The organism is Saccharopolyspora montiporae, assembly GCF_015209505.1.
Taxonomy (GTDB): domain Bacteria; phylum Actinomycetota; class Actinomycetes; order Mycobacteriales; family Pseudonocardiaceae; genus Saccharopolyspora; species Saccharopolyspora montiporae.
This window is the reverse complement of the sequence record NZ_JADEYC010000002.1, coordinates 1-19,410: the sequence shown is the minus strand read 5'-3', so window position 1 is coordinate 19,410 and position 19,410 is coordinate 1. Positions and strand designations below refer to the sequence as shown.

The 19,410-nt window shown below is 71.9% G+C and carries 16 protein-coding genes and 1 pseudogene; 4 read left to right on the top strand and 13 right to left on the bottom strand.

What is annotated here, in order from left to right; genetic code table 11:
* Window positions 1–144 precede the first annotated feature (144 nt).
* From IQ251_RS00805 to IQ251_RS20160, 3 genes and pseudogenes are all read right to left on the bottom strand, one after another.
* A complete protein-coding gene (locus IQ251_RS00805) occupies window positions 145–681 on the bottom strand; it encodes a flavoprotein (RefSeq protein WP_193926434.1) in 537 nt (178 codons plus the stop codon).
* Window positions 678–1,469, bottom strand: a complete 792-nt coding sequence (locus IQ251_RS00800; protein WP_370591139.1) for a hypothetical protein — start codon at window positions 1,467–1,469, stop codon at window positions 678–680. The genes IQ251_RS00805 and IQ251_RS00800 overlap by 4 nt, the downstream gene beginning before the upstream one ends.
* 261 nt (window positions 1,470–1,730) lie before the next feature.
* Window positions 1,731–1,853: pseudogene (locus IQ251_RS20160) on the bottom strand (helix-turn-helix domain-containing protein); the annotation flags it as partial.
* Window positions 1,854–2,114: 261 nt separating this feature from the next.
* Between IQ251_RS20160 and IQ251_RS00795 the strand changes: the two are divergent.
* Window positions 2,115–2,816: an HAD family hydrolase gene (locus IQ251_RS00795; protein WP_193926432.1), complete on the top strand. Its 702-nt coding sequence runs from the start codon at window positions 2,115–2,117 to the stop codon at window positions 2,814–2,816.
* Window positions 2,817–3,056: 240 nt separating this feature from the next.
* Here IQ251_RS00795 and IQ251_RS00790 read toward each other — a convergent pair whose 3' ends face one another.
* Window positions 3,057–3,653 (bottom strand): TetR/AcrR family transcriptional regulator, encoded by a 597-nt coding sequence (locus IQ251_RS00790; RefSeq protein WP_193926431.1) that lies wholly within the window; start codon window positions 3,651–3,653, stop codon window positions 3,057–3,059.
* A 58-nt stretch (window positions 3,654–3,711) separates the two neighbouring features.
* On the opposite strand from IQ251_RS00790, the gene IQ251_RS00785 reads away from it, so the two are divergent.
* The gene (locus IQ251_RS00785; RefSeq protein WP_193926430.1) at window positions 3,712–4,764 is read left to right on the top strand and encodes an FAD-dependent monooxygenase; all 1,053 of its coding nucleotides are present in this window, start codon (window positions 3,712–3,714) and stop codon (window positions 4,762–4,764) included.
* A gap of 9 nt (window positions 4,765–4,773) precedes the next feature.
* Here IQ251_RS00785 and IQ251_RS00780 read toward each other — a convergent pair whose 3' ends face one another.
* Both IQ251_RS00780 and IQ251_RS00775 read right to left on the bottom strand, forming a co-directional pair.
* Window positions 4,774–6,057 (bottom strand): MFS transporter, encoded by a 1,284-nt coding sequence (locus IQ251_RS00780; protein ID WP_193926429.1) that lies wholly within the window; start codon window positions 6,055–6,057, stop codon window positions 4,774–4,776.
* A gap of 39 nt (window positions 6,058–6,096) precedes the next feature.
* Complete coding sequence (locus IQ251_RS00775) at window positions 6,097–7,308, bottom strand: M20 metallopeptidase family protein (protein WP_228045897.1); 1,212 nt, start codon at window positions 7,306–7,308, stop codon at window positions 6,097–6,099.
* A 122-nt stretch (window positions 7,309–7,430) separates the two neighbouring features.
* Here IQ251_RS00775 and IQ251_RS00770 point away from each other — a divergent pair, with 122 nt between their 5' ends.
* Window positions 7,431–8,477, top strand: coding sequence for an Lrp/AsnC family transcriptional regulator (locus tag IQ251_RS00770; RefSeq protein WP_193926428.1), 1,047 nt, complete (start codon window positions 7,431–7,433; stop codon window positions 8,475–8,477).
* Between the two features lie 242 nt (window positions 8,478–8,719).
* On the opposite strand, the gene IQ251_RS00765 is transcribed toward IQ251_RS00770, so the two are convergent.
* Entirely contained in the window at window positions 8,720–10,138 is a 1,419-nt protein-coding gene (locus IQ251_RS00765; RefSeq protein ID WP_228045896.1) for an MFS transporter, read from the bottom strand.
* Window positions 10,139–10,518: 380 nt separating this feature from the next.
* Here IQ251_RS00765 and IQ251_RS00760 point away from each other — a divergent pair, with 380 nt between their 5' ends.
* Entirely contained in the window at window positions 10,519–11,406 is an 888-nt protein-coding gene (locus IQ251_RS00760; RefSeq protein WP_193926427.1) for an oxidoreductase, read from the top strand.
* Window positions 11,407–11,415: 9 nt separating this feature from the next.
* Here IQ251_RS00760 and lhgD read toward each other — a convergent pair whose 3' ends face one another.
* The 6 genes from lhgD to IQ251_RS00730 form a co-directional block, all read right to left on the bottom strand.
* Window positions 11,416–12,660, bottom strand: a complete 1,245-nt coding sequence (gene lhgD, locus IQ251_RS00755; RefSeq protein WP_193926426.1) for an L-2-hydroxyglutarate dehydrogenase — start codon at window positions 12,658–12,660, stop codon at window positions 11,416–11,418.
* 75 nt (window positions 12,661–12,735) lie between these two features.
* Complete coding sequence (locus IQ251_RS00750; protein ID WP_193926425.1) at window positions 12,736–14,466, bottom strand: TIGR03767 family metallophosphoesterase; 1,731 nt, start codon at window positions 14,464–14,466, stop codon at window positions 12,736–12,738.
* A 125-nt stretch (window positions 14,467–14,591) separates the two neighbouring features.
* Window positions 14,592–15,251 carry a TetR/AcrR family transcriptional regulator gene (locus IQ251_RS00745; RefSeq protein ID WP_228045895.1) on the bottom strand — a complete coding sequence of 220 codons (660 nt, stop codon included), beginning with the start codon at window positions 15,249–15,251 and terminating at the stop codon, window positions 14,592–14,594.
* A 16-nt stretch (window positions 15,252–15,267) separates the two neighbouring features.
* Window positions 15,268–16,341: a PDR/VanB family oxidoreductase gene (locus IQ251_RS00740; protein WP_193926424.1), complete on the bottom strand. Its 1,074-nt coding sequence runs from the start codon at window positions 16,339–16,341 to the stop codon at window positions 15,268–15,270.
* Window positions 16,338–17,237, bottom strand: coding sequence for a metal-dependent hydrolase (locus IQ251_RS00735; protein ID WP_193926423.1), 900 nt, complete (start codon window positions 17,235–17,237; stop codon window positions 16,338–16,340). Before IQ251_RS00735 ends, IQ251_RS00740 begins: the two co-directional genes overlap by 4 nt.
* A gap of 16 nt (window positions 17,238–17,253) precedes the next feature.
* Complete coding sequence (locus IQ251_RS00730) at window positions 17,254–18,999, bottom strand: SDR family oxidoreductase (RefSeq protein ID WP_228045894.1); 1,746 nt, start codon at window positions 18,997–18,999, stop codon at window positions 17,254–17,256.
* Between the last annotated feature and the right edge of the window lie 411 nt (window positions 19,000–19,410).

Sequence of the window (19,410 nt, the reverse complement as noted above, 5' to 3'; positions counted from 1 at the left end):
GAAATGCGGCGTCAACACGGCGGTACGGTTCCGAGCGGGATCACTTGTCGACCGCTCCGGATACCAGGGACGCAAAGCCGCCTTCTCGCGTGAGAGACCTTCACCAGGATCGCGGTGGCCAGCCGTGGAAGGCGATTGATCGGCTTAGGCGGGTCCGGTCAGCTCGTGCAGTGCCGAGGTGATTTCTGCCCAGCGGAACGTCGCCAGTCCGTCCTCGGCTTTCACCGTGACAGCGTCGGAGTTCAGCACCGTTGCGCCCGCGCCGGTCAGCCGGCGGATGCTCTCGGCGTAGGCGGGGTGCTTGCGCAGCACGGTCTTCACGCACGGGACGGTGAGGACGGGGACGTCGGCGCCGAGCATCTCGTTGAGCACTCCGAGCGCGAGGGTGTCGCTCATCCCGGCGGACCACTTGTTGATTGAATTGAACGTCATTGGCGCGGCGACGACCGCATCGGCCGGCGGGAGCGAATCCGGTTCACGAGGTGGGCGCGGGTGCACGCGGGTGGCGCAGTCCGTTGCGGCCGCGAGGGCGTCGAGGTCGATCCAGGTGGCCGCGGTCGGGGTCGCGATGAGCGCGACCGTCCAGCCCTCAGCGCGCAGCGCGGTGAGGAACGGCTCGATGCGCAGGATCGGTGGAGCGGCCGCCGCCACGAGGTACACGCACCGCGCGCGCCGGGTCATGCGGCGACTCCGGCGCGGTGTGCGAGTTCGCGCAGGCCGGGTACTCGATAACGGCGTTCGCGGGTCAGCAGCTTGTGGATGAGACGGTGGGTGCCCGGGTTCGTGCGCATGAGTTCTGGGGCGACGCGTTCGGTGTCCAGGAGGTGGATCACCGCTTCGGGGTCTTCACCGAGCTGGGTGTGCGCCCATGCGTTGTCGAGGTGGAACCGGGCTTGACGTCCGTTGAGTCCGACCGGCATCCGGGTGACGTCGATCTGATCCGCCCGGTTCAGTGCGGTTCGAGGATCGCCCAGGGCGACCGCAACGGACGACCGGTGGATGAGCACGTTCGTCGGGCCGAAGGCGGTCCACCCGATGTTGGCGTCCGCACCGAGAAGTCGAGCCAGTTCCTCGGCGTGGTCAAGACGACGACCTGCCTCGGTCGCGTCGTTGCGGCGAGCGGCGATGACTGCGCCGATCAACATCATGACGCCTCGCCAGGTCACGCTCTGCGGGTCGCGGCTTCGCGTGCTGCTTGCTGCTGACGCGGCCACCTGCTCAGCGTCGTCGACGTCGCCGGTGCGCAGCAAGGCGCACGTTCGCTGATACGCGGCCGCGGCCTGCCCGAACGTGTCCTCGGCGGTCTCCGCCGCGGTTCTGGCTCGTTCCGCCGCTATACCAGCTTCGGCGTGATTTCCTACCTTCGTAGCCAGTTTCGCGGTGACGATGTGCAGGCTGCAGCGCACGCTGAGCGCGTGGCGCGTCGGCTGCGCGGTCTGGGCGACGAGTTCGTCGACCGCCGTTGTCACCGATGGGAGCAGGCGTCGGACGTCGTCATATCGTGCGGCCTGGTAAGCCCGGTGCAGCTGGTCGACCTGATCGGACGCGTTCCCGGCAGTGGGCGGATCGGGGAGGGACCCGTGCCGGGATGCGGTGTCGGGGTGCCGGTTCGTTGCGCGTGCAGCGGCAGGCGGATCGGGGGACGGTGCCGGGTTCAGCAACCCGGCCAACGCGTCGAGCGAGATGTGCAGAGCTCGTGCCAACTCCGGACGTCGTCGGGGCTGCGGTGTCAATGTCCCGCGCTCCCACCGTCCGACCGTCGACAGTTCCACGTCCAGTTCGCGGGCCAGGGCTTCCTGGCTCAACCCCAGTGCCTCGCGTCGAGCGGCGAGGGAGTCTCGTCGTGTCGCCATCGTCGCCTCCCGTCACAAGAGCCCCCACCATACCGATGGCGGGCCTGACGTGATCAGCAGCGGGCGGAGCTGTCGGACTGGGCGTGGCACATTCCTTGATCAAGTGAAGACTTCGGGTCGCCTTGCATGTCAATCCCGCGGCGCATACCGGGTGACGCCCCATTTTCGCCTTGTGTTCGCCCTTGACCTGTGTGCGAACGCGGGGGGCAGCTGTAGCAAGAACCGATGGTTCGGTATCGATCAGCTGCGATACTGGTGCTCATGGCACTCGATAGCCGACCCCGCCTGGTGCTCTGGGACATCGACCACACGTTGCTCGAAAGCCGCGGGATCGGACACGACGTGTACGAAAGAGTGTTTCCCGCGGTGACCGGAGAGCCCCTGCGCGAACTCTCGCTCGTGCAGGGAAGCACCGAGCTCGACATCATCCACAACACGCTGCGACTGCACCGGTTGGACTGCACCCAGGGGTCTGTCACTCGGTTGGCCGCTGCGCTCGCCGACGGCTATCGGGAGGCGGTCGACGAGCTCACCACCCGCGGTCGGGTCCTCCCCGGCGCATGGCGAGCACTTGCGGATCTCGCTGCTGATCCCGGCACGTGGCAGAGCGTGCTCACCGGGAACACCACCGAAGTCGCACGGATCAAGGTCGAGGCGTTCGGTCTTGACCGCTACCTCGACCTATCGATCGGCGCGTACGGCGACGACCACCGTGACCGAGCCGAGTTGGTCGGGATCGCTCGTGCACGTGCAGGGCGGCAGCTCGGTAGCGAGGTACCGGCAGACCGCGTGGTTCTCATCGGAGATACGCCCAACGACGTGGCGGCTGCGCTCGTAGCCGGTGCTCGGATCGTCGGCGTCGCCACTGGCAAGTACTCCGCTGATGCGCTGCGCGCCGCCGGAGCACCCGTGGTCGTCGCGTCGTTGACCGACCTTCCTGCTCTGCGAGGGGTTCTCGGTTGACGAGTGGGCGCGGGGTCGTCGCGTCGTCCGTTAGCGGTGACCGGGATCGGTCCTGCGGCCGGGCTTCCTGGGACAACGTGGGGTGCTGACCCCCGGCCCTGCCGTTCCCGGAGCTGCCGGTCCTCAAGGCTGGACTGCGTTCACTGGTGGATCCCGCCATGCCGGTAGCCGTACCGCTCGCCGTCGACTGTCAACTGTGGACGGTTCGGGCCGTGACCGGACCGCTCCTGGCGGAGGCGATCACGACGAACCGGGTTCCGGACCTGCTGCGTTCGCTGGATCCGCTGCGTTGAGCAGGCCCGCGGTCAGGTCGCGCACGGCGGGCCCGGGATCGGGGGCGTCCGGCACGGTGACCAGGTGCAGCAGCAGGCCGTCCACGCAGTCCAGCAGGGTGCGGATGCGCTCGTCGGGTTGCGGTGTTCCGGAGCGGGCCAGCTGCTCACCGGCCCAACGCACGATCTCGGCGCGGGTGTCCACCAGTGTCGCGCGCAGGTCCGGGCGCAGCGCGGCCTCCAGGAACAGCCGGTAGCGGGCCAGGGTGCGCGCGCGGTCCGGTCCGGCCGCGTGCCGCAGGTAGCTGAGCAGCGCCTCGGCGAGCTCGGTGCTGCCCGTGATGCGTGCTCCGGCGGCGAAGGCGTCCCAGGCCGCGCGGTCCAGGTCGGCTACGTGCTGCACGATCCCGGTCAGCAGCGCCTCCCGGTTGCGGAAGTGGTTGGACGCCGTGCCCGCGGGCACGCCTGCCCGCGCGTCCACCTGCTGGTAGGTGACCCGGCCGAGCCCGTCGGTGCCCAGCACCTGCACCGCCGCGTCCAGCACCTGTCCGCGTCGTCCGGCCATCCCCTCTCCCTACTACGTGCGTAGTGCATTCCTACTACATGCATAGTACCGTGGTCGCATGGCACGAACAGCAGCGGTCGTCGGGGGAGGGATCGGCGGGCTCACCACCGCGGTGGGGCTGGCCGCCCGGGACTGGCAGGTGGACGTGTTCGAACGCGCCGTCGATCTCCCCGGTACCGGAACCGCTCTCGGTCTCTGGCCGCACGCGCTGCAGGCGCTGGACCGCATCGGGCTGGGCGAGCAGGTCCGCGCCGCGGGCACCGCGCAGCAGGGCGGGGCGCTGCGGCGCGCGGACGGGCGGCGCATCGCCGCGATCGACACCGAACAGCTGCAGCGGCGCACCGGGGACGCGGTGCACCTGCTGACCCGGCCGCGGCTGCTGCGGTTGCTCGCCTCGGCCGCCCCGGCGGTCACCTTCGGCACCGCGGTGCGCAGCACCCGCGAGCTGTCCGGGTACGACGTGGTGGTCGCCGCCGACGGGGTGGGCAGCGCGCTGCGCGCGGAGCGGTTCGGACCGCGCTACGGCCCCCGCTACACCGGCTGCACCGCCTGGCGGGGCACGGTCGACGGCCCGTGCGCCGAGCTGACCGAAACATGGGGCCGCGGCGCGCTGTTCGGCATGACCCCGCAGGAGGACAGGCGCACCAACTGGTTCGCCAGCGCCCGAGCCCCGGAAGGTGAGCGCGCCGCGGCGGGCGAGGTGATCGAGCTGCGCGAGCGCTTCGCCGGGTTCCCCGAGCGGGTGCGTGAGGTGCTCGCGCGGCTGACCGAGGACGCGGTGCTGCGCCACGACCTCTACGCGCTGGCGCCCGCCCCGCCCAGCTACGTGCGCGGCGAGGTGGCGCTCATCGGCGATGCCGCGCACGCCATGACGCCCAACGCCGGACGTGGTGCGTGCGAGGCGATCGTGGACGGCGTGGTCCTCGCGGAATGCCTCCAGGACCGCCGCGTCGCCGACGGTCTCGCCCGCTACGACGCGCTGCGCCGCGGACCGGCCGCGCGGGTGGCGCGCATGTCGCGCGGCATGGCGGCGCTGGCGATGTCCCGCCGCCTGCCCGGCCTGCGCGACGCGGCGGTGCGGACGGCGCTGCGCGTGGCCGGGCCGCGCTGAACCGCCCGGTCAGCGCGCACGGCTCCCGGTCTCCGGGAGCAGCAGCGCCGCGGTCAGCGAGATCACCGCCGTGCCGGTCAAGTAGGCCGCCGGGGCCAGGTGGCTGCCGGTGGTATCGGCCAGCGAGGCCAGGATCAGCGGGGTGAACCCGCCGAAGACCGAGACCGCCGTGCCGTAGGCCAGGGACAGCCCGCTATAGCGGATCTCGGTGGGGAACAGGTCGGACATCGCCGTGGCGAGGCTGCCCAGCGCGGGGGAGAACAGCACCGTCATCAGCACGTAACCGGCCACTGTGGACGCGAAGCTGCCGTGCAGCAGGAGCAGGAACGCGGGAACCGTGCCGATCGCGGTGGCCAGCGGTGAGGCGACCAGGAACGGTTTGTGCCGCCCGCACCGGTCGGCCAGCAGCGCCCACAGCGGGACCGAACCCACCAGCAGCGCCAGTCCGATGAGCATGGCGGTGAACACCTGCCGCTGCGGCAAGCCCACCGACTGCACCAGGTAGGCGGGCAGGAACGCCTGCACCAGGTAGGTCGCCGTCGTCCCGGAGATGATCATGCCGATGATGGTGAGCACGGAGCGCCCGTGCTCGCGCACGGTCACCAGTAGCGGTGCGGCGGACTCCGCGGTTCCCGCATCCCGCTGGAACTCCGGTGTCTCGTCCATCTTGAGCCGCAGGTAGAGCCCGATCAGCCCCAGCGGGAGGGTCAGCAGGAACGGGATCCGCCATCCCCAGGCGTTGACCGCCTGCTCGCTGAGCACCGTGGAGAGAACCGTGCCGAACGCGGAGGCCGTCAACGCGCCGAGGAACTGGGTGAAGAACTGCCAGCTGCCGTAGAACGAGCGCCGGCCCGGCGGGGCGTACTCCACCATGAACGCGGTGGCCCCGCCGAATTCGCCGCCCGCCGAGAACCCTTGCACCGCGCGGGCGAGCAGCAGCAGCACCGGTGCCGCGAACCCCGCCGTCTCGTAGGTCGGCAACGCGCCGATGACGAACGTGGCCAGCGACATCCCGACGATCACCACCGCCAGCACCGTGCGTCGGCCGATCCGGTCGCCGAAGTGCCCGAACGTGATCGCACCCAGCGGGCGCAGCACGAACGCCACCCCGAACACCGCGAAGGTCGGGATGAGCGAGGACGCCCCGCCGGGGAAGAAGTTCATCGCGATCGCGGCGGCGAAGAACCCGTACAGCGTGTATTCGAACCATTCGATGAAGTTGCCCAGCGATGCCGCCAGCACCGCTTTCCTGCGTGTGGACGGGGCGATCGGTGGTGCGGTCGTGGAGCTCATCGCAGATCCTGCTCGGTCGGAGGGGTGGGGGAGTGCGCCTCAGCGGTCGCCGGTGCGCGCCAACGCGAGCGCGGCGTAGAGCGCGGCCCCGTCGGCGAGCACCGCGTCGTCGAACCGGGCGTGCGGGGAGTGGTTGAACGGCGCTCGCTGCGGATCGCCGTCGGCCGGTGCCGCGCCGAGCCCGATGAAGCTGCCCGGCACCGAATCCAGCACCCGGGAGAAGTCCTCGGAACCGGAGAACGGGTGCGGCAGCGTGACGTGCCGCTGCGGGCCGACCAGCTCGTGCACCTGCTGCACCGCGAACGCCGTCTCGTCCTCGTCGGTCACCGTGGGCGGGTAGCCGGCCGCGACGTCGACCTCCACCGCCACCCCGTGCGCGGCGGCGATCCCGCCTAGCAGCGCGGGCGCCTCGTCGAGCACCCGACTTCGGGCGGTGTCCGAGAAGGTGCGCACCGTGGCCGAGAACCGCGCCCGGTCCGGGATGACGTTGACCGCTTCGCCCGCGTGCAGCGAACCGACCGAGATCACCACCGGGTCGAACACGTCGAAGCGGCGGGTGACCATCGTCTGCAGCGCGGTGACCATCTCGGCCGCGGCGGTGACCGGATCCCGCGCGTGCTGCGGGGCCGAGCCGTGCCCGCCCGAGCCGCGGACCACCACGTGCAGTTCGTCGGAGGCGGACAGCATCGTGCCGGGGCGGGTGACGAACGTGCCCTGCGGCAGCAGCGCGGAGAACACGTGCATGCCGAACGCGGCCGCCACCGGGCGCCCGGCCGCCTCCAGCACGCCCTCGTCCAGCATGGCGCGCGCGCCGTCGAAACCCTCCTCGCCGGGCTGGAACATGAACACCACATCGCCCCGCAACCGGTCGCGGTGCTGGGCCAGCAGCCGCGCGGCCCCGGCCAGCATGGCGGTGTGCAGGTCGTGGCCGCACGCGTGCATCCGGCCCGCGAACCGGGACCGGTAGTCCAGCCCGTCGGCCTCGCCGACCGGCAGCGCGTCCATGTCGCCGCGCAGCAGCACGACCGGGCCGTCCCCGGCACCGCGCAGCACACCGGTCACCGAACTCAGCCCGGTGCCGGTGCTGATCTCCAGGCCGAGCCCGTCGACGGCCTCCAGCACCTTGTCCTGCGTGCGGGGCAGCTCCAGCCCGATCTCCGGCTCGGCGTGCAGCGCGTGCCGCAGCTGCACCAGTTCGCCGTGCATCTCCCGGGCGTCCTCGTGGACCCCGGCGACCTCGTGACCCGACATCTCGCTCCTGTCCTGCGGCGGTCCGCGTGCTGACGCGGTGCCGGGAAGTGTGGAATCGTCGCGGTCCGGGCGCGGGGATATCGCGCGATTCGCGCACGAGCCGGGCGTTGGGAGGGTGATTCGTGCATCCGGAGTTCGACGAGCAGGACCTGGCGCTGCTGCACGCGCTGCAGATCGCGCCGCGGGTCAGCTGGGCGCAGGCGGCGCGGGTACTGGGCAGCACCGCCACCACGCTGGCCCACCGCTGGCAGCGGCTGCGTGAGGCGGGCCTGGCGTGGGTGACCGCGCACCCGGGACGGCGCAGCAGCACGACGACGGTGGCGTTCCTGGAGCTGGACGTCTCGCCGGCCGAGCGCGAGCAGGTGATCGCCGCGCTATGCGCCGATCCGCGGGCGGCGACCGTGGAGGAGGCGGCGGGCGGCCGGGATCTGCTGGTGACCGCGCTGCTACCGGACCGCGACGCGCTGACCCGGTTCGCGCTGGACGACCTGCCGCGGATCGGCGGGGTGCGCCGGGTGGACACCCGGCTGGCGACGGCGATGCACTGGGAGGGCAGCCTCTGGCGGCTGGACGCGTTGGACCGCGAGCAGCAGGCGCGGCTGCGCGAGGCGGTTCCGGTGGCCGACGTGCGTCCCGCGGTGCCGCTGCCGGACGAGTACTGGCCGCTGGTGGAGGCGCTGACCGCGGACGGGCGGCGCAGCGCGGCCGATCTCGCGCGGTTGACCGGCCGCAACCCGGCGACCGTGCGCAGGCAGGTGTCCCGGCTGCTGTCTTCGGGGGTGCTGTCGTTCCGCTGCGAGGTCGCGCACCTGCGGTCCCGGTGGCCGGTGGTGTGCACCTGGTTCGCCCATGTCCCGCCCGCGGACCTGGACCGCACGGTGCAGTCGCTGGTCACGTTGCCGGAATTGCGCCTGTGCGCGTCGGTTTCGGGCGATTCGAACCTGATGTTCACCCTGTGGACGGCGTCTCCCGCCGAGCTGGTCCGGGTGGAGCGGCTACTCAGCGGCAAGCTGCCCTGGCTGCGGCTGCGGGAGAGCGTCCTGGAGCTGCGCACCCGCAAGCGGATGGGCTGGGTGCTGGACGCGCGCGGCTGCAGCACCGGGCAGGTGGTGGTTCCCGGTGGTCCGGGCCTGGCCGCCGACCGCCACGCGCAGTTCCGCTCGGCCTGATCCCGCCGGGTGAAATGCCGCGGTCACCCGCGGCGATTCCCCTCGTGGGAGGCGGACCCGCCCCCGAAGCTCGGTGTCCCCGGGGAGGAACCCATGGATCAGGTCGTCGTGGCCCTGGCGGTGGAAGCGGTCGGGATCTTCGCGATCGCCGGTGCGATCACGCTGTGGACCCGGTCGGTGCTGCGCGCGGGATGATGCGCGGTGCCGGGCCCGCCGCCCGCGGGACGGCGGGCCCGGACGCCTCAGCGATGGGAACCGACCAGCTCGCGCGCCTCGGCCTCGTCCACCGCGGCCGGCGGTGAACCGGGCAGCCGCTTGCCGGCGGACTCGGTGGCGAAGTACACCGCGACCGCGCCGATGACCCCGGCCGCCATCAGGTAGTAGGCGGGCATGTTCAGGTCCCCGGTGAGTGCGATGAGCGCGGCGACCGCGGTCGCGGCCGTGCCGCCGAACAGCGACACCGAGATGTTGAACGCGATGGACAGCCCGCCGTAGCGGATGTCGGTGGGGAACAGCGCGGGCAGCGTGGACGGCGACGTGGAGTTGAAGCACAGCAGCATCAGCCCCATGAGCATGAGCCCGGCGAAGGTGGCGCCGGTGCCGCCCGTGCGCAGCAGCAGCACCGCCGGGACGGACAGCACGACGAGCATCGCGCATCCGGCGAACATGATCGGCCGCCGCCCGATGCGGTCGCTGAGCCTGCCGACGAAGGTGATCAGCACCATGGACACCACGAGCACCGCGATCTGCAGCATCTCGGAGACGGTGCTCGACGTGCCCGCGTATCCGCTGTCCGGCAGCGTCTGCGTCAGGTAGGTGGGCATGTAGTTGGTGAGCATGTAATTCGTCACGTTGAACACGAGCACGATGCCGCCGCAGACGAGCATGGGGCGCCAGTGGTTGACGAAGATCTTGCGGAACTCGGTCAGCGTCTGGTTGCCCTCGCGGCCTTCGGATTCGGCCGCGATCTTGGCGAAGGCCGGCGTCTCCTCCAGTTTCATCCGCAGGTACAGCCCGATGGCGCCGATCGGCCCCGCGACGAGGAACGGGATGCGCCATCCCCAGCTCAGCAGTGCTTCCTCGGACAGCGCGAGTTCCAGCGCGGTGGCGAACGTGGCGCCCATCGCGTAGCCGGTGAGCGTGCCGAACTCCAGGAAGCTGCACAGGAATCCGCGCCGCCGGTCCGGGGCGTACTCGGCGATGAAGGCCATGGCCCCGCCGTACTCGCCGCCGGTCGAGAAGCCCTGCAGCAGCCGGGCGAGCAGCAGCAGCATCGGTGCCGCGACGCCGATCGCCTCGTAGTCGGGCAGGATGCCGATGATGAACGTGCTGATCGCCATCATGATCACGGTCAGCGAGAGCACCTTCTGTCTGCCGATGCGGTCGCCGAGCGGCCCGAAGAACAGACCGCCGAACGGGCGCACCAGGAATGCCGCGGCGAAGGTGCCCAGCGTCGCGATGGTGCCCATGGTCGGCGAGAGATCGGTGAAGAACACGCTCTCGATCTTGACCGCGAGGTAGGAGTAGACGCCGAAATCGAACCATTCCGTCACGTTGCCCACCGCGGCGGCGCCGACGGCGCGCCGGATCACGCCGGGTTCGGTGACGGTCACGTCCTCCGGGGAGAAATCGCCGGATCCGGTGTCGACCGAGCTCGTCAAGAAAAACACTCCTCACGTCGTCCGTGCCTGCCCGTCGGGCGGCGAGCGGCTCGCTTGGCAGCGGCGTTCTTGAATTGCGCAAAGGTCGCTGTCAATTCCGGGGAACCCTAGTAGACGGATCCGATATCGCGCAGGTGAACGGGAATCGCGCGGAAAAAGTCCGCTTCATCCAATCCGATGGATTCGCTCGAAATGTAGTTCGCGTGCCGAAATATAAAGTCCGATTCATGTAATTCGGACTGCTAACTGGTTTGGTGCGACCACGGACCCGGCGCCACCCGGTCCGCCCCCGCCGTCCGGTTCGCGGTGCGCGGCAACCGGTCCCGTGCCGCGTCCGGGCGGTTTGACCACCTGCGCGCCGGTGCGTATATCTTGCCGGGATGCTGCAGAACCGATGGACGGCCGACGAACTCACCGGCTACGCGGGACGGACCGCGGTGATCACCGGTGCCACCAGCGGGGTCGGGCTGGCCACCGCGCAGCGCCTGGCCCGGGCCGGAGCGCACGTGGTGCTGGCCGTCCGCGATCGCGAACGCGGAGCGCGCGCGGCGAGCCGGGTCGGCGGCAGCACCGAGGTGCGCGAGCTCGACTTGGGCGATCTTTCCTCTGTGCGCGCGTTCGCTGCGGGATTCGGCGGCGAGATCGACGTCCTGGTGAACAACGCCGGGGTCGCGATGGTCGACCGCGGGCGCACCGCGGACGGTTTCGAGACGCAGTTCGGCGTCAACCACCTCGGCCACTTCGCGCTGACCAACCTGCTGCTGCCGCAGATCACCCGGCGCGTGGTCACCGTGGCGTCCGGGGCGCACCGCGCGGGGCGGATCCACTTCGGCGACCTGGACCTGGAACGTTCCGGGTACGGACGGGTCAAGGGCTACGCGCAGTCCAAGCTCGCCAACCTGCTGTTCGTGCTCGAACTGCAGCGCAGGTTCACCCGGACCGGATCCGCGGTGCGCGCGCTGGCCGCGCACCCCGGTTACGCGGCCACCAACCTCGGCACCCCCGGGCGCGGGCAGCTGCTGACCTCGCTCACGCACGCCGCGGGTCGTGCCTTCGCCCAACCGCCGCGCAAGGCCGCGCTGCCCACGCTGTTCGCCCTCGACCAGGACATCCCCGGCGGCAGTTACGTCGGCCCGGACGGCCGGCACGAGATGCACGGCTACCCGACCCTGGTCGGCCGGTCCGCCGCGGCCAGCGATCCGCACTCCGCGCGCCGGCTGTGGGAGGTCTCGGCGGAGCTGACCGGCACCGACTTCGCGGCGGACTGACCGGACCGGCTACTCGGGTTCGGTGGACCGCAGCCCGGCCGCGCGGTCGGGCAGCTCCAGCCGGTCGAGCACCTCGGCGGCGATCCGGGAGCCGATGAGCAGGCTGGACGTGGCGGCGGGGGACGGCGCGTTGAGCACGTGGATGCCGCCGGCGCCACTGCTGATCGCGAAGTCGTCGACGAGCTCGCCGCTGCGGGTGACGGCCTGCGCGCGCACCCCGCTGCCGTGCCTGCGCAGGTCCGCCGAGCGGACCTCGGGCACCAGCTTGCGCACGTCGCGCACGAACAGCGGGTGGATCAGCGAGCGCGCGAGCTCGGTGGCCCCGGAACGCCAGTGCCTGCGCGCCAGGCCGCGCAGTGCCGGATCGCGCAGCAACTCGCCGACCAACCGCGGGTCCACGTCCCGCCTGCGGTAACCCTGGCGGGCCAGTGCGGGAACCGCGTTCGGTCCTACGTGGACGGATCCGTCCAGCATCGGCGTGACGTGCACGCCCAGGAACGGCAGCGCCGGATCCGGAACGGGGTAGACCGGGTTGCGCACGAGACCGCGCGCGGCGCCGAGCAGTTCGGCGTACTCGCCGCGGAACGGCATGATGCGCACCGCCGGTCGGGCCCCGGCGCGGCGGGCGAGGACATCGCTGTGCAGTCCGGCGCAGTTGACGAACACCCGGGCGCGGTAGTCCTCGGCGGGCGTGCGCAGCAGGGTGCGCGGGCCGTCCGGGGTCAGCGACAGCACCGGCGCACCGGTGCGCAGTTCGGCGCCCAGCCCGCCGAGTTCGGCCGCCATCGCCGCGCACACCGCGCCGAAGTCGGTCAGCGCGGTCTCGGCTACCGACAGCGCCGCCACCCCGGCCACGTGCGGTTCCAGCTCGGCGATCTCGCGCGCCGACAGCCGCTGCGCGGTGACCCCGTTCGCCCGGCCGCGCTCGTGCAGCGCCGCTAGCCGGGGCAGCTGCTCGGTGGAGGTGGCCACGACGATCTTGCCGGTGCGGCGGACCGGAACGCCGTGCTCCTGGCAGTAGCGGATCATCAGCTCGCCGCCCTGCCGGGCGAACCGGGCCTTGCTGCTGCCCGGCGCGTAGTACAGTCCACTGTGGATCACATTGCTGTTGTTGCCGGACTGGTGCGCGCCCCAGCGGTCCTCCTTCTCCAGCACCGCCACCGAGGCCTCCGGGTGCGCCAGCAGCACCGCCCGCGCCGTGGCCAGCCCGAGCACCCCGCCGCCGACCACGGCGACATCCACCGAACGCGACATCCGCAGAACCTCCGCACCGCACCGCTTTCCGCGCGGCGAACCTATCCGCGACCCGCGCCGGGGCACAACACCCGCTCAGCGCACGGGCAGCCGTCCGGGAATGAGCAGCTCGGCGTTGCGGTCGCCGGCTTCGCCGAGCTCGGCGGGGTCGGTGTGCGGGTCGTTGAACGCCAGCTCGCGGTAGAGCGCGCCGAGCGCCGCGGGGGAGCGGTCGGCGTAGTCGGCCCGGTACGGGCTGTCCGCCTCGATGAGCGTGGTGAACAGCGACAGCGTCCCGTCGCCGTTGTCGGCGAGCTCGATGATCCGGGCCAGCTGCGGGAAATCCACGTGCGAGGCGGTGTTGATCTCCCAGAACCCGTGCTCCGGCTCGTCGGCGCGGTGCGCCAGGATCTCGTTGCGGTGGCTGTGCCCGTTGACCCAAGCCAGCACGTTCGGGAACCGGTGCAGCAGATCCACCAGCGCACCACCGGACTTGCGCGGCTCACCGGGCCGGCGCGAATCGGGCAGCAGCGCGTTCATCGTGCTGCTGGTGTGGTGGCTGAACAGCACGAACAGCTCATCGGTCGCCGCCTGCCGCTGCTCGTGGCCGAGCTCGTCGACGTAGCGCGAGCTGCCTGCGGTCAACGTGCGCTCCAGCCAGCGGAACTGCTCCAGACCCAGCGAGCCTTCGGCGAATCCGGCGGTGTTCGTGCTGTCCAGGCCGATCCCGGTGACTCCGGGTGCGATGCGGAACGTGTAGTAGGCCGCGTCCTCCTCGACCTGATCCGGGCCGAACCCGTGCCCGACCGGGCCGGGGCCGGTGTTGGCCGGATCGGTGTGCGCGCGCAGGAAATCCCGGGTGCTCAGCGGTGCGCGCCGCTGGTCGGGGGTGATGTCGCGGGTGATCCCGCCGCGCGTGTCCAGCACCCGCGGGGCGTCCCGGCGGTGCTGCGGGTCCTGCAGCGCGGCGGCGTCGCGCCGGGATTCCCGCTCGTCGCGGCCGATGATCTTGCGCGAACCCGTGTAGTGCTCGTCCAGGTTCGGCACCAACGTGCTCGGTAGCGTGCCCAGGGCCGTGTTGTCGTGGTTGCCGAACGTCGCGTACCACGGGATGCGCAGGCCCGGGGTGTCGAACTCGCGCAGCGCGTCGTCGAGAAGTCCTGGCACCAGCGGGAACCCGCGCTCGCGGAACCGATCGCGCACCTGGCCGTCCGGGTGCCAGTACAGCGGGTCGCCGGAGTCCTGCACGCCCTCGTAGCGGTCGTCGGCACCGGTGTTCTGTGCGAGGCGGCCGCCGTTGAGCAGCCCGAAGTACCAGTCCAGCTCGACCTGCTCGTGGTTGTCGGTGCTGTCGCCGGTGGTGATCATGAAGTCCAGCGGGCGCCCGGTCACCGGCGCCCCGGACAGCCCGTTGACCCGCTGCACCAGCCGGGTCGTGGCCACTGCGCCGAGCGTCTCCTGCGGCCGGAAAGCCCCGCCCAGCAGCGGATGCAGGTATTCGAAGCGCACCGGGCTCTGCGCGTCGGTGATGTGCAGATCGGTGAACTGGGTGAAGGCCGCCACGGGTTCGCGCCGCTCGTCGCGGGTGGCGTCGGCGCCGACGAGGTCGGTGCGCACCACCATCGGCCACCCGGGGCCTGCGGTGAGCCTGCGGTAGCCCTCACCGATGTCGGCCGCGGCCGCGGTGCTGAGCGTGCTGCCGTCCGGGCGCAGCGCGCGGTCCCGGGGGCTGCTCCACGCCGGTGCGGAACCGAGGAACCCGCTGCCCAGGGCGGTCGCGGTGACTCCGGTGGTCAGCAGGAAGCGGCGCCTGGTCAGCGCGGTCATCTCGGTTCCCCCAGTCGGCGGTCGCGGGCACTTCCGCGAGAATCTTTCATGTTTTGTGCGCGCGCGGCACCACCGGCCAGGTGACGAATGGGAGAACGCGCCCTGAACGCGCGGTTCGACCCGGTTCAGCGCAGGTGGGCGGTCTGCGCGGCGGTGGCCGGATCGTGCTCGGCGGTGGTGGCGACCATGCTCAACAGCTGGTCGGCGAACCAGGATTCGAGGCTCTCCCGTGGAATGCCCTGCTCCTGCAGCCAGCGCACCAGCGTCGTCTCGACCACCGCCACCCAGCCGTGCAGCGTCAGCAGCAGCGCGCCCGTCGGCTCCTCGATCCCGCAGCGCAAGCAGACCAGCTCCACCACGTGCTCGCGGACCCGCTCCACCAGTCCCTCCGTGGCGCTGGTGGCGACGGTGGAACCGCTGCGCAACAAGGCCGTGTAGCTGTCGGCATAGGTCTGCACGAACCCGATGAACTCGGTCAGCGCCGCGCGCAGCTGCTCGCGGAAGTCACCGGGCGCCGGACCACCCAGCCGCCCGATCAGCTCGTCGACCACCGTGCCCAGCGCGGCCTCGTGCACCTCGCGGATGTTGGCGAAGTACCGGTAGAACAGCGCGCGCGACACGTCGGCGGCACCGACGATGTCGTCGATCGAGACGTCCTCCGGCGCGTGCGCGCTGTAGAGCTGCAGCGCGGTCGAGACGAGGTGCTCCCGGCGCTGCTCCGGAGCCATCCGGCGGGCGGGCCGCGGCGCGGAGGAAGCCGGCGGGCGCTGCATGTTCGAGGTCAACCCCGGAAGTTTCGCATCACAGGTCCAGGCGCACGCGACCGCCCGCCGACCGGGAGACGCAGATCATCATCTCCTGCTCCCGCTCCTCGTCGGTGAGCACGTGATCGCGGTGCTCGACCTCGCCGGACAGCACCCGCACCCGGCACGTCCCGCAGAAGCCCTGCCTGCAGGAATAGGCGACCTGCGGCAGCCGTTCGCGGATCACCGACAGCGCCGAGCGGTCCGCGGGCACCTGCAGGTCGATCCCGCTGCGCGCCAACTGCACCCCGAACGCCGCGCCGCCGGTGACCGGAGGTTCGGAGAACCGCTCGAAGTGCAGCGCGCCGACGTCGGCACCGGGCAGGTCGATGCGCACCCCGGTGATCATCGGCACCGGGCCGCAGCAGTACACGCTGGCCCCGCTCGGCGCGTGTTCCAGCAGCTCGGCACCGGAAGCGGGGATCCCGTACTCGGTATCCGGCCGGATCCACACCCGCTGCGGATCCAGCCGCGCCAGCTCCGCGGCGAACGGCATCGACTCCCGGGTGCGGCCGGTGTGCACCAACCGCCAGTCCGCACCCCGCGCGGCCGCCGCGCGCACCATGGGCAGGATCGGCGTGATCCCGATCCCACCGGCCAGGAACAGGTAGCGCTCGGCGGTGGCGAACGGGAACGCGTTGCGCGGACCGCGCAACGTCAGCCGGTCGCCCGGGCGCAGGCCGTGCACCTCGCGCGAGCCCCCACCGCCGTCGGCCAGGCGGCGCACCGCGATCCGGTAGTGCCCGCGGTCGGCCGGATCCCCGCACAGCGAGTACTGCCGCATCCGCCCGGACGGCAGCAGCACGTCCACGTGCGCACCCGGCTGCCACGCGGGCAGCGGCCCGCCGCCCGCCGCGCGCAGCCGCAGCGCCACCACGTCCGCGGCCACCTCGCGCACCTCGTCGACGAGCACCGCGAGGTCCCGATCGACCGGGGTGACCGGGTGGCGCCGCCCGGCGCGGTAGTTGCGGATCCATTCGGTGCCGCCGATCAGCGCCCGCAGCACCCGCATGGACCGGTCCGCCCGCCTGCGCCCGTACAGGTCGGCGGGCAGGCCGAGCTTCCCGGTCATGGCTCGGCCGCCAGCGCGGCGGGTGAGGTCGCCAGGTAGTTGATCGCCGTGCTGGTCGAGCCGTGCTGCGACGGGTGGTACGAGGGCCGGAAGTAGGCCGGTGCCGCGGTGCCCAGCTCCCGCACGCTCGGCGTCAGGCCCGCGCGCCCGGTCCGCAACCACTGGCGCACGCTCGGCTTGATCCGCCGCGGGCACTGGTCGTCGTTGGCCATCAGGAACCGCACGCCCCGCGCCCACAACCAGACGAAAACCGGCCCGGCCACCGCCATCCCGCGCGCGCGGCGGGCGTAGCGCGGATCCAGGTGCTGCAGCAGGTCGTAGGCCACGCTGCGGTGCTCGACCTCCTCGGCGCCGTGCCAGCGCAGCAGGTCCAGCATGGTCGGGTCCGCGCCGGCGCGGTCCAGCTCGCCCGCGTCGAGCACCCACTGGCCCAGCACCGCGGTGAAGTGCTCGATCGCGGCGATGATGGAAACCCGCTCCACGACCCACTCTTCGGCACGCGCACCCGTGTGCCCGCGGTCGCCGAGCAACCGGCCGAACATCCAGGAGATCTGGTTGACGTAGGGCCGGGTGTCCAGCCCGTGCGCGTCGAAGTGGTCCAGCACGCCCTGGTGCGACTCGGCGTGCATCGACTCCTGGCCGATGAACCCGCGCACGTCCTCGGCGACCCGCTCGTCGCGGATCAGCGGCAGCGCCTGCTTGAACACGTGCACGAACCAGCGCTCGCCTTCCGGCAGCAACAGGTGCAGCACGTTGATCATGTGCGTGGCGAACGGATCGCCGGGCACCCAGTGCCGCGGCAGCGCGGACCAGTCGAACGAGACGTTGCGCGCGTGCAGCGCGACGCGGTCGGGCTCGCCGGGATCCGCGCCGTGCGGAATCTGCTCCGTGGACATGGGATCTCCTCTCCGTTCAGACCGGTGACCTGCCGGTGCGGGCGAGCGCGCGCAGCAGCCCCGGGCTCAACCGGGACAGCGCCAGGCCCACCTTGGCTTCCGGCGTCACCGGGGCGACCGCCTTGCCCCGCTCGACCGCGCGCAGGATGTCCCGTGCAGCGCGCTCCGGGGTGAAGTTGCGGCGCTGGTAGAGCATCCCGGCCGCCTGCCTGCGGTCGGCCTGCTCGGCCTCGTCGGTACCGGCGAACCGGGTCCGCCCGGTGATCCCGGTGTTCACCAGCCCCGGGCAGATCGCGTGCACCGAGATCCCGGAACCGGCCAGTTCGGCGCCCATGCTCTGGCTCAGCGCCAGCACCGCGGCCTTCGTCGCCCCGTAGGCCGACAGGGTCTGCGAGGGCAGGTAGGCGGCCGCGGAGGCGATGTTGACGATCCGGCCGCCCTCGCCGCGGGCCGTCATCTGCTCGGCGAACAGCCGGGACCCGTGGATCACGCCCCACAGGTTCACGTCGATGACCCGCTGCCAGTCGCGCACCGCGGTGTCGGCGAACGTGCCGGCCAGGCCGATGCCCGCGTTGTTCACCACGATGTCCGGCACGCCCGATTCGGCGCGAACCCGCTTGGCGAAGTCCTCCATCGCCGCGCCGTCCGAGACGTCCACCTCGTAGGCGTGCGCGCGCGGGCCCCGCGCCGCGGTCAGTTCCGCGGTGCGCTCGGCGGCGGCGGGATCGCTGTCCGCGGCCACCACCTGCGCCCCGCGATCGGCCAGCGCCAGGGCCAGCTCGCGCCCGATCCCGTTGCCCGCGCCGGTGACGACCACCAGCCGGTCACCGAACGCGCCGTGCGATGTGCCGGTGCGCGCGCGGCGCAGCGAACGGGGCCGCTGCCCACACTCGACGTGGTCGACGAGCTCGGTCGCGCAACGGGCCACCACGTCCGGACGGGTGCGCGGCAGCCAGTGCCCGCCGGGCACCCGGCGCACCCAGGAGTCCGGCGCCCACTCGGCGATGCCGGACTGCGCGGGCGCGGTCACGAACGGATCGCCGGTGGGTGCGATGACCTGCACCGGGATATCGGTGCGCCGGGCTCCGGGCCGGCCCAGCCGCGGCAGCATGTTGCTGCGGTAGAGGGCCAGCCCGTCGATGCCGTCGGCGGTGGCCGGACGGGTGGGGTGTTCGGCCGCGGCCGGGTCGGACTTCTCCAGCCGGTCGATCACCCGCGGCAGAACCCGGCTGCGCCAGGCGAGTTCGGGGATCAGCGGGAGCTGGAAGAACCCGATGTAGCCGGAGCAGGCCAGCTGGGTCGCCACCTCGCGCAGGTTGCGCGGGCTCGGCCGGCGCAGCTTGCTGCGGAACCAGGCGCCCGCGTGGTCCAGGCACGGGCCGGAGATCGAGGTGAACGAGGCGATGCGTCCGCGCAGCTCGTCGCCGGTGACCGCGTGCCAGCTCTGGATGGAACCCCAGTCGTGCGCGAGCAGGTGTACCGGCCGGTCCGGGCTGACGACGTCGACGACCGAACGCAGGTCGGCGGCCAACTGGTCCAGGCGGTAGGCGCTGCGCTGCCGCGGACGCCCCGAGCCGCCGGCCCCGCGCACGTCGTAGGCGACCACGTGGAAGCGCTCGGCCAGCGCCTCGGTCACCCCGTCCCACACGGTGTGGTCGTCCGGATAGCCGTGCACCGCGAGGATCGTCGGTTTGTCGGGGTCGCCGCGCTCGAACACGGCCAGCGGCGTGCCGTCGGTGGCGGTGATTCCTCGGGAGCTCAAGCGGTCGTCACCTCGCTGTGCCGGTGCCGCTGCTGCGGCAGCTGTCCGCCGCGCCGGGAGGCGTCGCCGGATGTCGAACCCGCTCCGGCGCCGCGGCACCTGCGCTTGTTCGATGTCGAGTCATGTTAGACAGATCGTCAACAACAGCCAAGACCCCGCGGAAAACCGCCTGCGTCGCCCGGGGCGGCGGGCAGCCGAAGTGGTCCGCGCTGCTCCCGCGGGCCCCGGGGGCGACGATCTCGGTACCTCGCGAATGCCCCAGTTTGGGTCCGCCAGCGACCTGCACGTCGATTTGCCGTCGATGCCTCCGCGCTGAACCGGTGCGGTGAACATGACAGCGGGCGCGTGCGATCAGCATCTGAAACCGCGGTGGGTTGCGGAAACGCGGTCGGTGCGGCGCGGCCTTGCTGC